This is a genomic window from Paenibacillus borealis (assembly GCF_000758665.1).
Classification (GTDB): Bacteria; Bacillota; Bacilli; order Paenibacillales; family Paenibacillaceae; genus Paenibacillus_AQ; species Paenibacillus_AQ borealis.
In genome coordinates, this window is the sequence record NZ_CP009285.1 from 5,372,372 (window position 1) to 5,392,526 (window position 20,155).

Sequence of the window (20,155 nt, forward strand, 5' to 3'; positions counted from 1 at the left end):
TCCTCTTCCTTCCATGATCAGGGGATAAGTGCTGTTAACTGCCTTCACTATACCCGCCGTCAACATTGAATTCTATGGACAGCTTGGCGCGACTGTACAGGGATTGCACATCTTACGCACATTGTGTCATTTTCATTTAACCGGATGAGCTGCAGCTGACTGGTAGTGCTCCAGGGAACGGGCAATGCTTCCATCCATAATCCGCGCCACCTTCTCAACAATTTCAGCCGGGTCTGTGTTCGCCCCTGCTTTAAGCCAGTGGATAACCTGTTCCAGAATCGCCAGCGTGTAGAAATCGGCAATTTCGTGCCTGGCCTGTTTTTTGACCGGTTCCGGTATCTGCCTTTGCCCTTCGCGGTCCAGCTCCTGCCCGTCCAGCTCTTCCACAACCCTGATGATGACGCCATATATCACTCCGTACAGAAAATCCTCCAGATGCTCACGTCCAAGCGAATGAAAGGTGTTTAGACAGATGGTTTTGTTGCTCACGGTGTAACGCAGGACGCTCAGGAACCCCTGCTTCCAGCCGGCGCAGCAGCGGTATGGCTCCAGCCCTTCAATTACCTCTGACCTATAGACCCAGCCGAGCAGCTCATAGATATCCTGAAAATGATTATAAAAAGTATGCCGGGTCACACCGCAATCCGCTGTAAGCTGCTGGATTGTAATCTTGTTGAGCGGCCTTGCGAGCATGAGTTTTTTGAGGGACCGGGCTAAAGCGTTCTTGGTTAACAGTGAATTGGACATTTCTTCCCCCTAACTGCAGTAAAAAACTTAACCGGATTTCTGGATTTACTGCATTGCTTAATAGGCTTCAAGGTTCTACAATACGGTATAGATGTTCCAATTATAACCAATTAAGAACAGGTTTTCATAATAACCTTACGGGAGTGGATACGCTTGAATAGAAGAAGATACGGCAGTACAGGCAAAACGGTGTCGGAGATTGGCTTCGGTGCCTGGCAACTGGGGAATAAGCAGGATTGGGAAGCTATGGAGGATCGAGCGGCAGTTTCTCTGGTACATGAAGCACTGGAGCGCGGGATGAATTTCTTCGATACGGCTCCCGGGTACGGGGGCGGCGCCAGTGAAACCCTGCTTGGAGCTGCCTTATCCGGCAGACGCGCTGGCGCTGTGATCAACACCAAATTCGGTCACGGGGCGGATGGCAGCACCAGCTTTGATACGGATCATATCCGGGCCTCCATCGAGGGCAGTCTACAGCGACTGCAGACGGATTATGTGGATTCCGTACTGATTCATAATCCGCCTTTTGAGCTGCTGGACGGGAAATTCGGCCACTACCACGAACTGGACAAGCTAAAATCTGAAGGGAAAATTCTCTCTTACGGGGTTTCGGTCGATTCCGTGCCGGAAATGCTGGAGGTCATCCGCCATACGGATATCGGCGTTATGGAGGTGATGTTCAATATCTTCTACCAGGAAACGGCGGAAGCCTTCAAGCTGGCTCATGAGAAAGACATTGCCCTCATCGTCAAGGTCCCTCTGGACTCCGGCTGGCTCTCCGGCAAATATGACAGCAGCAGCACCTTCGAAGGGGTACGAAGCCGCTGGTCACCGGAAGTGATCGCGAAACGCGCTGCCCTGGTGGACCGCATCCGGTTCATTACGGACGAAGAGACGACCATGACTATGGCTGCCCTGCGCTTCATCCTTGCTCACCCGGAGGTCACCACCGTGATTCCTGGAGTACGCAGCAGCGCCCAGCTGGCCGAGAATATCTCTGCAAGCCATGAGGTGATGCCGCCGGAGCATGTGGTGAGGCTCAAGGAGCTGTGGGACAAGGAGATCCGGGATCAGCAGCTGGGCTGGTAATCCAGGGCTGCAGCTATTCCTTTTCACCAAGCCGGACTGAATAGGTCTTGTACCCGTCGTCATTAATCTCCAGGCAGTTCAGCTGCCCGCCATATACACAGCCGCCGTCAATGCCAATCTTGTCTCCATGCGGGCTGAACCAGATTCCTGCCCCGTCCTGCAGATCTACCGTGGAGGTATGGCCGAATACGACCGTCTTCGCGGTAGAGGTTACAGGATAATTGTAGAACGGCTCGCGGATCCAGATGAAATCATACTCCCGCTGGCTTGTCCAGTTGGCAAGGGAAGGATCAATTCCTGCATGGACGAATAGATGGGTGTCCGTTTCATAATAGAAAGGCAGCGTGCCCAGGAAATCCAGATGCTCCTTATACTCCTGCCGCATATACTCCTTCATTTCCGCATAATCCTTCCAGCCTGAATCCGGGCGCAGCAGGACCGAATCACAGCCGCCGCAATAACTCAGCAGAGTATGAAATCCTCCATTGGTAATCCAGTGTGTATCACGCTTGTCATCTTCACCCGTCAACGCATCACATGCCATCTGATCATGATTGCCCCGCAATACGACCGCACCTGATTCTTCCGCAAGACGTTTCACCTGTTCTACCACAGCTCTGCTGTCCGGCCCTCTGTCCACATAATCGCCAAGCAGGATTAACTGGTCTTCGGAGGGGATATAGCTGGCTCTGCGGAGCAGCAGGTTGAATTCCTCCACGCATCCATGAATATCACTGATCACTAAAGTTCTGATACTCGTTCCCTCCTATTCTCATCTTAAGATGCCTTACACTCAGAAACTTAATTATACTGATAAAACCGGATTTCCGCACGGCCCTGCTGCTGAAAACCGGTTGTAAGCGGTTGTGAAGACGCAGCCTGCAGAAAAAAGAGGTTAGCCCGTTCAGCCGGGAAACCTCTTCATCCAATACTATTCGCTCTGTGTTACATTATGGACCCGCACCGGCAATTCAGCAGCATTGTCCCAGCGCCAGGGAACGTCATGACCCTGCTGATGCAGGCCGCCGTACCATTCGTCTATACCTTGTAGTGTGACTCTATCTGCGGTTCCGGCCAATACCTGTTCTCCCAGCTCAGTCAGAATAACTGTACGGTTCAGAAACTCCGGTACCTGTCTGTAATCTGTAGTTTCTGCCGTCCCCTCAATAGTGAGCAGAGGATGCTCTCCCGCTGTCAGCGTGCGAAGATACTTCCAATATTCAACATCCCCCATTCCAAGCCTGTGCAGGGAATCCGTCACTTGCCGGAACAGCTTCAGGGGTGTATCGGCTCCTCCAGCCGCAGCCTTAAGCGTTGTCTGTTCGACAATGCCAAGGCCGTTATCAACCGAAGGCAGACGCGAGAGATGGGCTTTGAAGGCGTCGTAGGCAAAAGATAGCGCAGATCCTGCCAGCTGCGGCTTACTCTCCTCCAGCAGGGCAGCCAGCTGCCGGGGATCCGGAGATGCATATGCCTGCCACAGCCTGCTCCCTAGCTCCAGCTCCTCCGTGCCGATGTTCTGCCAGGTTCCGGACAAGGTCTGCAGCTGTGCCGCCGTAAGCTGGCCCAGACCGTGGAACAGCTCAATACCGGGAAACTCCCCGATGCAGAGCAGACTCAGCTTCGTGCTGTCCGGCTTCTGCATGCTGAACCAGTGCAGCAGATAGGCCAGCATACTCTGGTCGAACAGATCATGCTCAAACCACAGCACCACTTCATCATACCGGTGAAATCCGCTGAGAATGCGCTCCTGTTCCTCACAGCCCGCTATAAATTCAGTCGCCGGAATTCCCAGTGTGGCCTGCAGAACCTCTGCCCGCAGCTGCCGTTCCTTCGGTGCCGCCGGATCAATGAATATCGGCCCCGCCGTGTAGATTTCTCTCCATACGAGCACATCCCCCTGGACAATGCCCTGCTTCAGTTTGTCTCCAACCGAATCACCGTTCACAATATGCAGCATACGCTGTCCCCCCTCATGTAACAGATTCATTGCAGCCGCAAGATCAGCAACGGGATAAGCCCCCTGCAGCTTGCGTCTGCCGTCATACAGCCTTTTCTTCAGCGTCCCGGCCGGAATTCCCATATATACGGAAATCTCCTGAAGCGAATAACCATAGAAGTAGAACAGCTGCACCGGTACCCGCAGCTTGGCGGACAATTTTGCCACCGAGCTATGCAGCACCCGCGCCCGCTCTCTGTGTTCGGCAATTTCCTCAACGCCCGGAGTAGAACCTGCGACATGCTCTGCAGCCTCTAGAGGCAGCAGAGTCTGGCGCCTGCGCCGCAGCAGCCGGTGGCACTGCCTGACCACAATGGTTCTGAACCAACCCGGAAACGCCGCCGGCTCCTGCAGACTGCCAAGGTTCATATACGCATCAATAAATGCCTCCTGTACCGCATCCTCCGCCAGCTGAACATCTCCAAGCATATCGTAAGACACTACGTAAGCCATACCCCGGACATGCTCTGTCAGCTGACGGAACGCCTCGGCATCCCCTTTCTGCGCTTCTTCAATCCACTGCAGCATAGGCCTGCGAACCTCATTTCTGTATGTTTTTCGCTTGTTCTAATAATAGGTGCCATTCCCCGGGAAAAAGGTTACAAAACATTGTTCAAGACCTGGGTTAGCCTACCTATTGTACAATCTCTCCGTTTATTGACCCGTGAGGCCGGGAGGATACCAAGCGATAACAATCGCTTATTCATTGGAGATCATACAAATTTCACAAGTGTAATTGTAGCGCCTTAGGATGAGGTTAAGGAATATGGAGTAAATAAAAAGCGTCCAGCAAGCCGTGAATGGCCGGCTGGGACGCTTTTTGCTGTTGGGAGCGGTAAATTTCACACCCTAGGGTTTGCAGTGACCCAATTACGGTATATGCCTGGGAGTTGGGAGTATGCGATATGCTTGCTTAATTGCACTCTGTACAACTAAATAGTCTGATTTACAACCGATTCACCGTTTAGTTGTATTTCGTACAATTAAACTGCCTGTGTAGACTGCTTTTCACCTATTCGGGCAGATTTAGTTGTACAGATTACAGTTATATGATGCAGGCATCTCTTATTGCTGCTTTTAATTGCACATTCTGCAACTATATATGAAATATTACTCGGAACTGAATATATCCTTTGCAATGAATTCAGGCGGAATGTAGTCCGCTAACCAGATATTATGATTGCCGTGGTAGAACTTGATCCCCTCGTGTGCTGCCCGCCCGGCGTCGATTGTTAAGATCACAGGATTGATATCTTTCCGCCCTCCAACCAGTTTGGCCGTTTCGGTATCAACCGAGAAATGAACGTACTGTCTTTTCATCGGTTTAAGGCCATCCGTCAGAATCGTTTCCACCCATTGTCTGGCTGTTCCATGGTACAGAATTGGGGGAGGGATTTCATCCTTCTTTATTATTTTTTGAGGTACTGAGTGACCATATAGCGCTCTTATTTTGCCCTCCACAATCTCATGCCGTTGTTTAGCTGATGCCTCTATCATCTTAGCAAGATCAGCTGCAGTTACTGAATTCCATTGATGCTCAAGGTGCAATGCATTTAATAACTGTTCTATCTCTACAAAGCCCTCTTCATCTAATTCCAGTTCATACTCCCAAGGCGCGTGGCGCAGTGCATACGAAACCTCTTTACTGAGCTTCGAGTAATCCATATCAAACCTCCTTACCAAAATGCCTCATTGGCTTCTAAGTAACATATATGATTACGAGTTTATCATATGTAACGCTGCCAACATAATAATGCGCATGCGCAAGACCCTCCATGATCCTTCAGCTGGCGGAGGAGGACTGAAATTCCGCTATTTCAGCTAATCAGGCAGATTTGCGGAGTACGCGGACTCAGAATCCGTTATGTGACCGGATTCCACTTATTTTGGGGCCGAATGAACAAGATAAGGGAATCTCAGTCCGTTTCAGCTGCAAAAGGAGGCTTTTGGGCGAAATAAGGGAATCTCAGTCCGATTCACACTTCAGACAACACATTAGCGCTCCGTACCGCCCTCATACTAATCTAATCTTTAAGCCGCTCTAATCGTCAAATGTTATTGCGGTGGCGGAAGCGGCGGGTTAGCACAACGACTGGGCTGGCAGTAACTGGGGTAGCAGTGATATTAGTCGTGGCAGTGACATTGGCGGGCTGGCAGCAACCGTTGGATTATATTGGTCTTGCCGTTCACTTTTCCAGCAAAAAGCCGCCCCTCCCGAGGCGGCTCCTCCTTGCACCCGTCACTGTACATCACATACTTAATTCATGCTCAGCTGTACTGCTAGTCCTGCCATCAGGCGGCTGACGCCTTCGGCGGGACTACTTGACTGCTGTATCAAGCTGGCTGCACCGCTGCCTCCACTCTACGAATGCTCAGCACTCTGCACCTGGCACTGCCACCTTACTGCGCGATCTGCTCGCGGATGTTCGCGAGGATCTTCTTCTCCAGCCTCGACACCTGAACCTGCGAGATGCCGAGGCGGCTGGCGACTTCGGACTGGGTCTGGTCGCGGTAGTAACGCAGGTAGACAATCAGGCGCTCGCGCTCGGTTAAGGCGCCTATGGCCTCGTTCAAGGCAAGCTTGTCGAACCAGCGCTCCTGCGACTCGTCGGCGATCTGGTCGATCAGGGTGATCGGATCGCCGTCATTCTCGAAGACCGTCTCGTGGATCGAAGTCGGCGGCTTGTTAGCTTCCTGGGCGAAGACAATTTCTTCGGGTGTCACGCCCAGCGCCTCCGCCACTTCGCCGATGGTCGGCAGGCGGTCGAGCGTTTTGGACATTTCATCCTTCATCTTGCGCACCTTATTGGCCATTTCCTTCAGCGAACGGCTGACCTTGAGCGTGCCGTCATCGCGGAGGAACCGCTGGATCTCGCCGATAATCATCGGCACCGCATAGGTGGAGAACTTAACCTCATAGCTGAGGTCGAATTTATCAACGGACTTCAGCAGTCCGATACAGCCGATCTGGAACAAATCATCAGGTTCATACCCACGGTTCATAAACCGCTGCACCACTGACCAGACGAGGCGGATATTGCAATTGACCAGCGTGTCGCGGGCCGTATTATCCCCGGCTTGACTGAGCGCGATTAGACGTTTGACCTCCGCATCGTCCAAATAGGTCGGCGGAGCTTTTTTTGACTCTGCATCCATGGCTCCAACCCCTAATTGTATAAAGCTTTTTTCGAGACGATGGTTTTCTTCATTGAAATGGATGTGCCGCGTCCCGGTTCACTGGTAACTTCGAATTCATCCATGAAATTCTCCATAATGGTAAAGCCCATACCGGACCGCTCCAGCTCCGGCTTGGAGGTATACAGCGGCTGCTGGGCCAGCTCCAGATCCTCAATGCCCCTGCCCTGATCTTCGATCGTCAAATGCACAGTTTCAAAATCAATGGAAGCGGAGATGCTGACAACTCCTGCAGGATCACTGTCGTACCCGTGGATAATGCAGTTGGTGACCGCCTCCGACACAACCGTCTTCAGGTCATTCAGCTCCTCCATAGTCGGATCAAGCCTGGAGACAAAAGCCGCCACTACCACACGCGCGAAAGATTCATTCTCCGACAGTGCGGCAAACTGGACGCTCATGAAGTTACGAGCTTCACTATTTGTCATAACGCAACCTCCAAATCCGAGAGTGCAGCGCTCTCGTCGTCATATAGGGGCATGATCTTGAACAGGCCCGACATTTCCAGCAGGCGCTTCACGGGTGCGGTGGCATCGCAGACTGCCATCTTGCCGCCCTTACTGCGAATCAGCTTGTACCTTCCCAGAATGACTCCGAGCCCGGAGCTATCCATGAACTGCAGCTCCTTCAGGCTAAGAATCAGATGCTCCACCTGGCCCCGCATAATCGCTTCATCCATATCCATACGTACATAATCGGCTGCGTGATGATCCAGTTCGCCAGACAAACGGACAATCAGCACACCCCGGTGATGCTCCATCTCCACATGAGAATTCATCCTTGCCACTCTCCTCTTCGTTGCTTGGACAACCGCCCTGTAACTACTTTCTTTCCGCTACAAGGACAAGGTTTTCTACACCGCAATTGAGGATTCCTGCCTCACGACAAAACTAGAAGAAAACCCCTAAGAACTTACATAAAGCATGGGGCCAATCTACAAAATGCAAGAAATTAATCACTAGCTCTAATCAATCGTAAAAAGCGATCCGGTTGTACGCTTGAACAGCTTCCACCAGCCTGCCTTGGCTACATCCTCGCCTGCTTTCAGCTCATATTCCTTCAGGACGTCTGTTCCCTGGTATACAACCAGCTTGCCGACAGTCTGATCTGCGGCCACCGGAGCCTTCAGATTCTCTTCCAGCACCAGCTCATGCCGGATGCCCTCCTGGGTAATTCCTTTTTTGAGTAATACACTGTAAGTTTCCTTCGCCGTCAGCGGCAGCTCCGTCTTCACGCCCTTCTCAATCTTCACTGTGCCGATGGTGTCCCCCGCCTTGTGAATCGTATGCAGCTTATATTGGGAAAAGAGGTAATCGAACATCGCCGACACTTCACTGTTGCGTGTTTTGGTATTCGGCTCCCCCAGCACAACCGCGACAGCGCGCAGCCCGTCTCTGGCCGCAGTTGCAGACAGGCAGAATTTCGCTTCAGCCGTATACCCCGTCTTCAGGCCGTCAGCACCTGTATAGAAGCGCACCAGCTTGTTCGTATTGACCAGCCAGAACGGCTTGGCTGAATCCTTGCGCAGGTAATCCTGATAAGAGCCGGTATACTTGATAATCCGCTCATGCTTCAGCAGCTCCTGGCTGATTACGGCGATGTCATGCGCGGAAGAATAATGATTCGCAGCCGGCAGTCCATTGCAGTTGGCGAAGTGGGTGTCCTTCAGACCTAAGGCTTCAGCTTTCTGATTCATCAGATCGACAAAAGCGCTCTCCGAGCCGGCGATTTTCTCCGCCATGGCTACAGAAGCATCATTGCCCGAAGCCATCGCGATGCCCTTCAGCATTTCATCCACAGTCATTTCCTCACCCGGCTCCAGAAAAATCTGTGAACCGCCCATCGACGCGGCATACTCACTCGTCCGCACTTTGTCGGTCAGCTGCAGCCTGCCTTCATCCAGCGCTTCCACGGTCAGCAGCATGGTCATAATTTTGGTAATACTGGCCGGCGGCAGCTTATCATGGCTGTTCTTCTCGTAGATGATCGTGCCCGTACTGGCATCCATAAGAATGGCAGAGCGGGCCCCCGGTGCGAGGTCAGCGGCCGCAATGCTTCCGGTATTGCCGGTATTGGCAGTACCTTTGGCTTTTTCCTCAGCAAAAGCGCCTGAAGCCCCTCCCAGAACCGAAACAGCGATGCACAGTGCAAGCGTAACATAACGAATTTTTCTCACAATGGTTCCCCTCCTGAACATTAACCTTCATTTCACAGGTACTGTGTTCCAGTTTCGTCAAAAAGGCAGGAAATTATTCCATTTTACGCACAAAAAAAGAAGCTTCCCCCGGTATCCTCGCAGATACTTGAGAGAAGCCTCTCTTACACACCCTATGAATCGTTAGCCTCCGATAGCCATTGCGCTGAAAATAACAGGTCCAACCACAACAGCAGTAGAGTTGGTATCCTGATTCTCAACAATCAGCTGATAGTTCTGGACACCAGCCGGGACGTTGATATCTACCATATGCAGCGAGATAATGCCGTCGTCATTGAAGAAATCCTCGTACTCTGCCCGTGCATAAAAGATTTCGAAGCCTGCACGCCAGATGCGCACCAGGATATTCGGGGTATCCAGCGTAACATTTACGCCGATCGTTGCTTTGAGCTCTACTTTGTTCGGGAAGTGGGCCGGAACTGCGGGATCAATATATACCGATGTTCCGGCAATCTGCACACCAGCGGGGGAGATGGGGACCGGGATGGCAACCCCGTTCGTAATAGGTGTAACTACGGATGCATTATAGTCCAAAAGCGTTTTGACCATGCTTATCACTCCTTTTCATGTTCTATTAAAGTATATGAACATTATGAAAAAGAGCTTGTGCACTTCTATCAATAGCATTGCCTATTTATGCAGAAGATTCATCCATTACTAGAGACAGAGGCAGCCTTGCCCGTCCGCTTAGCCGGAGGAACGCCGCCCGCTTTCCCAAGGTAGAACCTCGATAATACCGGGTAGCGCACAGCCCACTTGGCGGCAAGCAGCGGCACAATGACTCCAATTAAAGTGAATGGCACCAGCCCGTAATCCGCGCCAAGCAGGTATTTAAGACTGTAATTCAGAGGCAAATGCAGATACATAATGGTGATGGTATTCCGTCCAAGGCTGCCCATCCAGCCCAGCGGAATCAGCCTTGCAAGCTGGTAGACCGCTGCGCAGATCGTCAAAGAAATCAGCAGCGGAACAGCCAGATCCAGCAGCAGCGACTCATACTCCTTATACTTCATGTTCAGACTGTAGTGAATGATGCCTGTCCGTTCCAGCAGCAGCACAAGTGCAGACAAAGGGAGCAGCACCAGCAAGGCCGAATAACGGCTGATTAGCGCTGGTATGGCTTGTTTACCATAGAACCCGATCGCATAATACGTAACAGCGAGCAGTGCAACATCGATGTTCCAGGGAAGATTGAAATTCTTAAGCGCGGTCAGAGAGATCAAATGGGAGACCAGGTAGGCGGAGGTGAGCAGGAGAAGTTGTATTCTGCGGGAATATCTGACGATGTATCCAAAGAGCAATTGCGTAAACAGCAGGCAGGTGATGAACCAGAATACCCCGTAAGGACCGGTAAGGGATAGTCCGCCGTAGAGCAGCCTCGCCATATTTTCGGCAAACCCTCTTATATTGAAGCTGAACAGCAGCAGCACCACAGCAATCAGGAGGCCATAGGCAAAATAGGGAGTCATCAGCCCTTTGGTCCGTCTCGCCGCCCAGCCCAGATATCGCCCGGGATCGACCGGTTTAAACACCAGCCCGCTTAGCTGAAAGAACAATGGCATCCTAAACCAGGACAGATAATGATTCGCTGCCGCATCACCGGAATGGCCCATGACTACAAAAATAATACTGAAGCCCTTGGCTGCATCAATCCATAATTCACGTCGTTTTTCCACTATCTCCTTCCATCTCCTCCCATTTCAGTTGTTATTTAATTATAATTATAGGTTGGTTCATGATTTATTTCAATTTTAAATGAAATATTTCAGTGGTATTTCTGAAAAGAATGGCACTTAACAACGGACGAACTACATATAAAATAAGGCGTTGCTCCTAGATGACAGTGAAATCCGTTTCAGCTTGCAGGACTAGGGCTAAAGTCCGACGATCACCTGCGCACAGCAAGGACCATCCGCTGCCGGATGGCCCTTATCTGCACATAGTGCATTAATATAAATGGCACGAGACCTGATGGCCCGAATCCAGCTCGCGCAGCACCGGAGCCTCACTCTTGCAGCGGTCCATGGCGTAAGGACAACGCGGATGGAAGGCGCAGCCGCTCGGCGGTGTCTCCGGGTTCGGAACGTCACCGGTCAGGACAATCCGCTGCTTCTTCACTCCCGGATTCGGCACCGGGACCGCCGACATCAGCGCCTGCGTATACGGATGCAGCGGCTTCGCGAACAGCGACCTGGTCGGTGCCAGCTCGACGATCCGTCCGAGGTACATCACTGCCACCCGGTCGCTGATAAATTTCACAACGGACAGGTCATGGGAAATGAACATATAGGTAAGGCCGTATTGCTCCTGCAGATCCTGCATCAGATTCAGCACCTGGGCCTGGATCGAGACATCCAGTGCCGATACCGGCTCGTCACAGACAATGAACTTCGGATTCAGTGCAAGCGCCCGGGCAATCCCGATCCGCTGCCGCTGGCCGCCGGAGAATTCATGGGGAAAGCGGTGGGCTTGATAGGGGGACAAGCCCACCACTTCCATCAGCTGCTCTACCCGGCTTTTGAGCTCACTGGCCGGAGCGGACTCGTGTGTACGAAGCGGCTCCTCCAGTATGCGCTGGACGGTCCAGCGCGGGTCGAGCGAAGCATAAGGGTCCTGGAACACCATTTGCATATCGGTACGGAACCTGCGCAGCTGTTCGGTACTAAGAGCGCGCACATCGGTGCCGTTAAACATAATCTCGCCTTCCGTCGGCTCAATCAGCCGCAGGATGGCCCGGCCGGTGGTCGATTTGCCGCAGCCGGATTCACCGACCACCGCAAGTGTCTCCCCCTGCTGGACGGATAACGTAATGCCGTCTACTGCTTTTACAGCGCCGACCTGCTTGGAGAAGAAGCCTTTGCGGATCGGATAATGCTTCTTCAGGTTGCGGACTTCAAGGATTGTGCTCATATGACTCCCTCCTGCTGCAGGATACAGCGGCATGTGTGGCCCGGCTGCACCTCAAGCAGCTCCGGAAGCTTCTCGCTACAGCGCTCTACAGCCACCGGACAGCGCGGTGCGAACCGGCACCCGGACGGAAGATTAGCCGGATTCGGCACCTGGCCCGGGATGGAGCTGAGCCGGTCCTCGTCACCCGCAAGCTGAGGCAGGGAAGCCAGCAGCCCCCGGGTATACGGATGCAGCGGATTGCTGTACAGGGTAGCAACATCCGTCTCCTCCACGATCTGCCCGGCATACATAATGACGACCCGGTCACACATCTCGGCGACTACGCCAAGATCATGCGTGATCATCAGAATGGACATGCCCTCCTTCTCCTGCAGTTCGCGCATCAGATCAAGAATCTGCGCCTGGATCGTCACGTCCAGAGCCGTTGTCGGCTCATCGGCAATCAGCAGCTGGGGATTGCAGACCATCGCCATCGCGATCATCACCCGCTGGCGCATGCCTCCGGAGAGCTGATGGGCATACTGCTGCGCGATCTTTTCCGGCCGGGGAATCCCGACCTTGCGCAGCATCTCCACCGCCCGCTCCGCCGCTTCCTTCTTGCTCAGCTTCAGATGGTAACGTGCAGATTCGGAAATCTGGCGGCCGATCTTAAATACCGGATTCAGCGAGGTCATCGGCTCCTGAAAAATCATCGCAATCCGGTTGCCCCGGATGCCGCGAACCTCCTTCATCGACATCTCCAGCATATCCTTGCCTTCAAACCGGATGTGGCCGGAGGCGATCCGGCTGATCCGCTTGGGCAGAAGCTGCATAATTGACAGTGAGGTGATGCTTTTGCCGCAGCCGGATTCGCCGACTATTCCCAGCGTCTCCCCTTTGCGCACTGACAGACTGATGCCGTCCACCGCGCGGATCGTTCCGGCCGCTGTTTGAAATTCGGTGCATAGCCCTGATACTTCCAGCAGTTCTGTCATGATTGCCCCTCCTTCGTTAAAACCACAAATATATCATCTAGTTCTCTGTATCTTCCACGCCCAGATATTTAAGTGCCGTCAGGGCATATACTTTCGCGCATTGGATAATCTGCCAGACCGGTGCCTTCTCGTTAAAGTTATGAATCGTCGACAGCTCGGCCGGGCCGTATTGCAGTACAGGAATGTTATGCGTGCGGAAATGGCGGGCATCACTGGAGGCCCATTGCAGCACACCGTAAGCCTCTTCCCCGCTGACTTCACAGATGCTCTCCACCAGATCGCTGACGACCGGCTCCTCATTCGAGGTCCAGTTGGCGTTGCCCTGGAAGCCGAAGCCCTTCACTTCAGATTCAATACCTGCCTCCAGCAGCAGGGAACGGGCACGGTCAAGCACATCGCGGTAGTCTACACCGAACGGTACACGGGAATCAACCTGGATCGTGCAGCGGTCCGCCACTACATTCACCTTAGTTCCGCCCTGGATCGTTCCGATATTCACCGTCACATGATCGAATACCTGATAGGCGATCGAGCCGTCCTGTTCGCGCTCCTTCACATAATCCTGCGAAATGCGGATAATCTCCTTCACTTCATCGGGAATATCGACTTTGATATCCCATAGACGCTGCAAAGCCTCAATACCTTTAGCTGCTTTGACAATCGCGCTGTCTCCGACCACTGGCGAAAGGCTGCCGTGACCCGGCGTGCCTTCGACGGTGAATTCGAACCAGCAGCTGCCCTTTTGCCCGATCGTCGGGTTCAGCGGGCCTGATGGCTCGGCGATAACCGCCGCCGTTCCGGTAATGAGGCCGCGTTCCAGCACCCAAGGCACACCCAGATGGCCGCCGGTTTCTTCATCCGGCACGATCAGGAGAGATAAATCGCCCTTTAGCGGTACGCCAAGCTTGGACAGAAGTGCAGTCACATAGATCAGCCCGGCCAGGCCGGCTTTCATATCGGAGGCGCCTCTGCCCAGCAGATAGCCGTCAACGATATCGCCGCTGAACGGATCGAAATCCCAGCGCGAGCGGTCTCCGGCAGGAACGACATCTGTATGTCCGCAGAAAATCAGATTTTTGCCGGATGGCAGTTCAGACCCTGTACCCAGTGTAGAAACAAGATTCAGCATCGTATCTGTTGCCGGATGGACACGGGTATCTATACCCGCTTCCTTCAGATAATCAATGATAAAGGCGCTGATCTCGCGCGAATCTCCAGGCGGATTCTCCGAGGGGAAACGGATCAGCTGTGAGCACAGCTCCAGCAGCTTATCCTGCTCAGCATCTATCGCCTCCAGTACCTTGCTTTTCCAGTCAGTCATGGTTGTAATTCTCCTTTGCGTTCCCTGCTGCCTGCCCTGCGGCTGGCGTGAGGTATTTGAATTTGTGAAAAAGAGCAAGTAGAAACGGCTGTACCGTCCTTGTTAGGACGGTACCGTTTCAGCGAGAAATATAAGGATAAGTTATCGTGTGAAACCTATAATTTCTTATATTTGGACAAAGCCAATGGCCCGTCCGCTCTCTTTTAGCCAAACCTGCTTATTCAGTAATCGATAGCGGATAGAAACGGATAACTTCATCCGGATAGAAGGCGTAGCCGCTGATCTTGTTGCTCATGCCGACAATGCGGTTGTATTCGTACAGATAAGCCCAAGGTGCTTCTGTTGTAATGATTTCCTGTGCCTGCTCATAGAGTGCTGTCCGTTTCGCTGCGTCTGTCTCCAGGTTCGCCTCATCCCACAGCTTGTCTACTTCAGCATTTGAATAGTTGATGTAGTTGGAAGAGCCTTTGCCGTACAGCAGGAATCCGAGGTGATAGCCTGGATCATTGACGAATGATGTCCATTTGGAGATATAAGAGGTGAGATTATTGGTCTTCTGCTGCTCCAGGAACTGGGCGCGGGCCAGCTTGTTGATGTTCATGGTTACACCGATTTTGGCCAGCTCCGCCTGAATCAGGACCGCATCATCCTCCCAGTCATCGAAACCGGAGCCAAGCGTGAAGTCAAAGGTAAACCCGTCCGGATAGCCGGCCTCTGTAAGCAGCTCCTTAGCTTTATCCAGGTTGTGCTCATATACGTAGCCTGCATCGGTGAAGCCCGGCGTGTTGCTCGCCACAGAGCTCTTCATCTGCTTGGCCTGGCCGTACATTACCCCGCTCAGCAGCTCATCATAAGGAATCGCATAGTTGATCGCCTGGCGGACTTTTACATTGTCAAAAGGTTTAACCTTATTGTTCATTGCGAAGAACAGAATCCGGTTGCTCGCATTGGAGGCGACGGTCAGGTCCGTATTGCTCTGCAGGGAGGCTACATCCTTCGGAGGAATCTCGATCGCCATATCTACATCGCCTTTATCCAGCAGCAGTACGCGGTTAGAGGCTTCTTTGGTGAATTTCAGGGTTACTTTGCTGAGGTTAGGCGCACCCTGCCAGTAGCTCTCATTAGCCGTGAAGACAGCTTCGGTCGCCGGGTCCCACTTCTCAAGCGTGAACGGGCCGGAGCCGGCAGCATTCGTCTTGAGGTAGTCTGCACCCTGTGCTTCTACGGTCTTTTGATCCACGATGGAGAAGGTGTACATCGCCAGAATCTGCAGGAAATTATGATTGGCATTAGTCAGTGTAACTTCAACGGTGGAAGCGTCTTTCACCGCAACGGACTTGATCGCCGCCATTCCATAGAGGAAGCTGCCGGAGCTTGATTTAGCCACGCGGTCAAAAGAGTACGCAACCGCCTCGGCATCCACCGGATTGCCGCTCTGGAAGCTCACGCCGGATTTCAGCTTGAAGGTGTACACCGTGTTATCAGCGTTCACTTCCCAGCTCTCTGCCAGCATGGGCTGAATGTCTTCGGTGTTGGCGATGCTTGTGCCATTTTCGGTTTTGATGCCGTAGGTGACCAGCTGATCATAAGCGGCAAGCACAAGTGTATCGGAGGTCAGATCGTTAGCTTCTGCGGGGTCGAGCGTAGTGCCGCCCTCGGAATAAGCAACCGTCAGATTTGACTTGGCAGCGGGAGCAGCCGTCCCTGTAGTTCCTGAAGCTGCCGTAGTGGCAGCAGGTGTCTGCGGATTGGCGCTGCTGGCGCATCCGGCAAGCATTACTGAAAAAGCGACGAGTGTGGACAATAGTTTAACTCTTTTCATCAGTAGTTCCTCCCTTTTCTATATCCTGCCTGCACTGGTAGTACTGGTGCTGCTTGTGATCATCCTGCCGCAACCGCTCCGGCAAGCTCTGATCTATATTTATCGGGGTATTGCCGAGCTTATCGGGGGATATCCCCCGGCTCTGCTCTATTTACCCGAGCGCAACCGCGGATCAAGAACGTCCCGGAAACCGTCTCCGAGCAGGTTAAAGCCTAAGATGGAAGTGGCAATGGACAACCCTGGAAAAGTAACCAGCCACCATTGCCCGGAAATGATGTATTCCCGGCCTTCTGAAATCATCGCGCCCCATTCGGCAATCGGGGGTCTGACGCCAAGACCGAGGAAGCTGAGACTGGAGGCGGTCAGGATGGCGAAGCCCATTCCGAGCGTTGCCTGCACCATCAGCGGAGCCAGGGCATTCGGCAGGATGTGGCGGTACAGGATGACTGTATTCTTCACGCCGATCGCCCGGCTTGCTTCTATATACTCCTTCTCGCGGAGCGATACGGTCTGCCCGAACATCAGCCGGGCAAATTCCGGGATGCCGACAATCCCGACGGCGATCATCGCACTGCTGAGACCTGCTCCAATGGAAGCGGCAATCGCCATCGACAGGACCAGTGACGGGAAGGACAATAGTACATCCATCAGCCGCATGATGATGGTTCCGGTACGGCCGCCATAGTAAGCGGCAATTCCGCCGAGCGGCACACCGATAACAAAGGAAATCGAGACGGCAATCAGGCCGGTCCAGATACTGATCCGTGCGCCGTACAGTACCCTGCTGAGAATATCCCGCCCGAAGTTGTCGGTTCCGAACCAGTGGCTGCCCGAGGGCGCCTGGAGTTTGTTCGCCATATCCGTAACATAAGGATCATGCGGTGCAAGCCAGGGTGCGATAATGGCTACCACGGTCCAGATCAGAATAAAGGTTAGCCCCAGGGCAGCCAGACGGTTATGCAGCAGCAGGGACAACAACGTCCGGGGTTTAGCCGCCGCAGCGGGTTTGGCCGGACTGCCCTGTGCTGAATGTGCTGCAGTGCTCACAAGCAATCTCCTCCTCTCACACAAGCTGTTCTATTCATAGCGGATTCTCGGGTCAATGAAGCCATAGATCAGATCTACCGCCAGGTTAATTCCGCAGTAGAGCACGGCGCTGACCAGGGTGAAGGCTTGAATCGGCGCATAATCCGCAGCAAGGATGGAGTCAGTGACATAGCCGCCGATTCCCGGCCACGAGAAGATCGTCTCGGTGATGACCGCGCCGCCCATCAGAAACCCGAATTGCAGACCGAGAACGGTCAATGTTGGTATTAGTGCATTGACGAGCGCATGCTTGTAGATGACGGCTGATTCCCGCAGCCCTTTGGCCCGGGCGGTGCGGACGAAGTCCTGATCCACGACCTCCAGCATGCTGGAACGGGTCATCCGGGCAATGATCGCCATCGTGCCGGTACTGAGGCAGATTGCCGGAAGCAGCAGATGCGAGAGGCTGCTTTTGAGTGCTGCCGTATCACCTGAGAGGATGCTGTCCAGAACATACAGCCCGGTAATGTGCACCGGGGGATTCAAGTCTCCGCTGATCCGTCCCATCGGTGCCGGTGCCCAGCCCAGAATGGAATAAAAGACATAAATGAACATCAGGCCCAGCCAGAAGATCGGCACGCATGCACCTATCAGCGAGAACACGCGTGAGATGTGATCCAGAAACGATTCCTTGCGGGTAGCAGCGACAATCCCAACGGGGATAGCCACCAGGACCGCGATCAGAATGCTGGCCAGGGTCAGCTCAATCGTGGCCGGGAACCGCGAAGCCAAATCGCTGGCTACCGTATGACCCGTGTGATAAGCGTAGCCGATATTGCCTTGCAGCAATTGGCCGATGTAAGTGAAGAACTGGATATACAGTGGCTTATCGAGCCCCATATCCTGGCGGATCTTGTCCACAATCTCCTCCGGAGCCTGCTCTCCGGCCAGCATGATCGCCGGGTCACCCGGCAGTACTCTTGAGAGAATGAAGGTGATGACGATAATACCGAGCAAGGCTGGAATCATCTGCACAAGTCTTTTTAATGTGTAAGCAAACAATGAATCAACCCCCTTACGGCTTCTGTGCCATCCATGCTGTGACTTCCTTTTTGACGGAAACGTTCTTCTCATGTCAGGTACTATGCGGTTTGTTTGTCCTCTTTAGTAGTTGTGCTAATTCTACATAGATTTTGAACACCTCTCTACGTCCCGTTCAGCTAAAAAAAAGCACAACCGTTTGTCGATTGTGCACTATCAACGCTTTTATATGTAACCTTTCCTAACATACTATTCCATAAAAGTTCCAGTCCCGCCTATTTTTCCTGCAGGTAGTAGTAGATCAGGCACAAATGGCAGACGAACTGCTCACGCGGATCGTTCAGATCGAAGCCGGTGATATCCTTAATCCGCTCCAGCCGGTATTTGACTGAATTCCGGTGGATGTACAGGCTGTTCGCCGTCTCGATCAGGCTGCCCCGGCACTCCAGGTAATGATAGAACGTCAGCAGCATATTGCTGTCATGCTCCTGGTCATACTGCAGCAGCTTGCCCAGCTTACGCTCGAACAGCCGCCCGAATCCCGCACCGCCCAGGCCCTCCAGCAGATGGTATACCTCCATCTCTTCATAGCGGGTGACACCGCCTGCCCCTTGGCCGAGCCGCCGCGAGATAGACAGCGCTTTACGCGCTTCGTTGTAGCTGGTGTGAATGTCCCACAGGAATTCTGAGGTGCCGATTCCGCTCCGGTAGCTGCTGAGGCCTTCGTTTTTGTCCTGCAGCCAGCCTCCCAGCGTCTTCTCCCACGGCTCCTCTGCATCTCCGCCCGGCGTGAATTTACGCCCCTCCTGCGTAGGCAGGAACAGTACAGCCCGGCTGGAGCGGTATTCAACGTGAGGCGTGACTCCGCGTCTCTTCGCCTCCCGCTCCAGCAGCCGGTTCACCGTTTCCTCACTCGGCGCTGTCTCCCCTTCGATCACAGCAACCTCCCACTTATGCTCGGGATTCATCCCGAGCTGGCGTGCCCGCCGCTCTACCTCATGCCGCGAAGGCAGCGGCGGAGTCAGCAGCTCATCGATGAAGTTGCCGCGCAGCCGGAACTCGGTATCCTCCGCAACCTTGCGCCGCATCAGCTCCAGGGCAAAGACGAGCCGGGCTTGCTCGATACCCACTTCCTCCATATCGTCCAGCCGCTCTTTGTCCACCAGCAGTCTGGCTACGGTCCGCCGGTCCACGTGAATATTCCAGTTCAGCGGCGCCTCTCTCTGTGACCAGTCGAAATCGGCCGGTGAAGACACGATAATCTTCCGCTCGGTGTCGACCAGGGCAACCGGCGCTTTCAGAAAATCAGCGACATTATCGCTGACCGCCTGAATGCCGCTGTTCTCCAGCACCATCGTCGTCAGCGTGCGGTAGACTTCCTCCGCACGGCGCAGCAGCATCGCCTGGCGTCCGAGCAGCAGCTCCATTACCGGCTGGGTGATATCCGTATACGGAATCTCCGGCGGGATCTCCACAATCGGCAGACCGCAGGCATTGCTGGCCTCGATCGCCCCTTGAGGAATTTCCTTCAGGAAGCGTGCCGGCTTAATCGCCAGCGCCGCCGCACCCAGATTATCGAGCGTATAGATTAGCTCAGTCAGCAGAGAAGGATCGTGGCGGATGGAATACGCCGTAGTCAGCAGCATAACACCTTCGCTGATCCAGCCCTTCAGATCCGGAACCTCCATAATATCTACGAACCGGACCACGCGGTCCAGCCCCTGCTGGCCGCTGATAACCTTCGCTTTGCCAAGCACAGAGAGCTCCATCAGCTCCCGTAGCGTAATTCCTCGTGTATTCAACATTCTGCCTCCCT

18 protein-coding genes are annotated in these 20,155 nt (G+C 53.5%); 1 reads left to right on the top strand and 17 read right to left on the bottom strand.

Annotated features, from left to right (window positions below):
• Positions 1-132: 132 nt before the first annotated feature.
• A complete protein-coding gene (locus tag PBOR_RS22850; protein ID WP_042215673.1) occupies positions 133-747 on the bottom strand; it encodes a TetR/AcrR family transcriptional regulator in 615 nt (204 codons plus the stop codon).
• A gap of 153 nt (positions 748-900) precedes the next feature.
• Here PBOR_RS22850 and PBOR_RS22855 point away from each other — a divergent pair, with 153 nt between their 5' ends.
• The gene (locus PBOR_RS22855; protein WP_042215675.1) at positions 901-1,836 is read left to right on the top strand and encodes an aldo/keto reductase; all 936 of its coding nucleotides are present in this window, start codon (positions 901-903) and stop codon (positions 1,834-1,836) included.
• 13 nt (positions 1,837-1,849) lie between these two features.
• Here PBOR_RS22855 and PBOR_RS22860 read toward each other — a convergent pair whose 3' ends face one another.
• The 16 genes from PBOR_RS22860 to PBOR_RS22935 all read right to left on the bottom strand — a co-directional run bounded on the left by PBOR_RS22860 (position 1,850) and on the right by PBOR_RS22935 (position 20,141).
• Entirely contained in the window at positions 1,850-2,578 is a 729-nt protein-coding gene (locus tag PBOR_RS22860; protein WP_245647871.1) for a metallophosphoesterase family protein, read from the bottom strand.
• A gap of 189 nt (positions 2,579-2,767) precedes the next feature.
• A complete protein-coding gene (locus PBOR_RS22865) occupies positions 2,768-4,363 on the bottom strand; it encodes a sigma-70 family RNA polymerase sigma factor (protein WP_042215680.1) in 1,596 nt (531 codons plus the stop codon).
• Positions 4,364-4,945: 582 nt separating this feature from the next.
• Positions 4,946-5,500 carry an RNA 2'-phosphotransferase gene (locus PBOR_RS22870; protein WP_042215681.1) on the bottom strand — a complete coding sequence of 185 codons (555 nt, stop codon included), beginning with the start codon at positions 5,498-5,500 and terminating at the stop codon, positions 4,946-4,948.
• Between the two features lie 735 nt (positions 5,501-6,235).
• Positions 6,236-6,991: an RNA polymerase sporulation sigma factor SigF gene (sigF, locus tag PBOR_RS22875; protein ID WP_039300284.1), complete on the bottom strand. Its 756-nt coding sequence runs from the start codon at positions 6,989-6,991 to the stop codon at positions 6,236-6,238.
• Positions 6,992-7,002: 11 nt separating this feature from the next.
• Positions 7,003-7,458, bottom strand: a complete 456-nt coding sequence (gene spoIIAB / locus PBOR_RS22880; RefSeq protein ID WP_042215683.1) for an anti-sigma F factor — start codon at positions 7,456-7,458, stop codon at positions 7,003-7,005.
• Entirely contained in the window at positions 7,455-7,808 is a 354-nt protein-coding gene (spoIIAA, locus tag PBOR_RS22885) for an anti-sigma F factor antagonist (RefSeq protein WP_036727462.1), read from the bottom strand. The genes spoIIAB and spoIIAA overlap by 4 nt, the downstream gene beginning before the upstream one ends.
• Positions 7,809-7,994: 186 nt before the next feature.
• A complete protein-coding gene (locus PBOR_RS22890) occupies positions 7,995-9,227 on the bottom strand; it encodes a D-alanyl-D-alanine carboxypeptidase family protein (RefSeq protein ID WP_099052486.1) in 1,233 nt (410 codons plus the stop codon).
• Between the two features lie 141 nt (positions 9,228-9,368).
• Complete coding sequence (locus PBOR_RS22895) at positions 9,369-9,794, bottom strand: hypothetical protein (RefSeq protein WP_052429607.1); 426 nt, start codon at positions 9,792-9,794, stop codon at positions 9,369-9,371.
• Between the two features lie 98 nt (positions 9,795-9,892).
• Positions 9,893-10,921 (bottom strand): acyltransferase family protein, encoded by a 1,029-nt coding sequence (locus PBOR_RS22900; RefSeq protein ID WP_042215686.1) that lies wholly within the window; start codon positions 10,919-10,921, stop codon positions 9,893-9,895.
• Positions 10,922-11,192: 271 nt separating this feature from the next.
• Complete coding sequence (locus tag PBOR_RS22905; protein WP_042215688.1) at positions 11,193-12,155, bottom strand: ABC transporter ATP-binding protein; 963 nt, start codon at positions 12,153-12,155, stop codon at positions 11,193-11,195.
• A complete protein-coding gene (locus PBOR_RS22910; protein ID WP_042215690.1) occupies positions 12,152-13,129 on the bottom strand; it encodes an ABC transporter ATP-binding protein in 978 nt (325 codons plus the stop codon). The genes PBOR_RS22905 and PBOR_RS22910 overlap by 4 nt, the downstream gene beginning before the upstream one ends.
• A 37-nt stretch (positions 13,130-13,166) precedes the next feature.
• Positions 13,167-14,450, bottom strand: coding sequence for a M20 family metallopeptidase (locus PBOR_RS22915; protein WP_042215691.1), 1,284 nt, complete (start codon positions 14,448-14,450; stop codon positions 13,167-13,169).
• Between the two features lie 217 nt (positions 14,451-14,667).
• Positions 14,668-16,272, bottom strand: a complete 1,605-nt coding sequence (locus PBOR_RS22920) for an ABC transporter substrate-binding protein (protein WP_174479828.1) — start codon at positions 16,270-16,272, stop codon at positions 14,668-14,670.
• A 147-nt stretch (positions 16,273-16,419) separates the two neighbouring features.
• A complete protein-coding gene (locus PBOR_RS22925) occupies positions 16,420-17,319 on the bottom strand; it encodes an ABC transporter permease (RefSeq protein ID WP_042215695.1) in 900 nt (299 codons plus the stop codon).
• Positions 17,320-17,349: 30 nt separating this feature from the next.
• A complete protein-coding gene (locus tag PBOR_RS22930) occupies positions 17,350-18,360 on the bottom strand; it encodes an ABC transporter permease (RefSeq protein WP_171716738.1) in 1,011 nt (336 codons plus the stop codon).
• A 254-nt stretch (positions 18,361-18,614) separates the two neighbouring features.
• The gene (locus PBOR_RS22935; RefSeq protein WP_042215697.1) at positions 18,615-20,141 is read right to left on the bottom strand and encodes a PucR family transcriptional regulator; all 1,527 of its coding nucleotides are present in this window, start codon (positions 20,139-20,141) and stop codon (positions 18,615-18,617) included.
• Between the last annotated feature and the right edge of the window lie 14 nt (positions 20,142-20,155).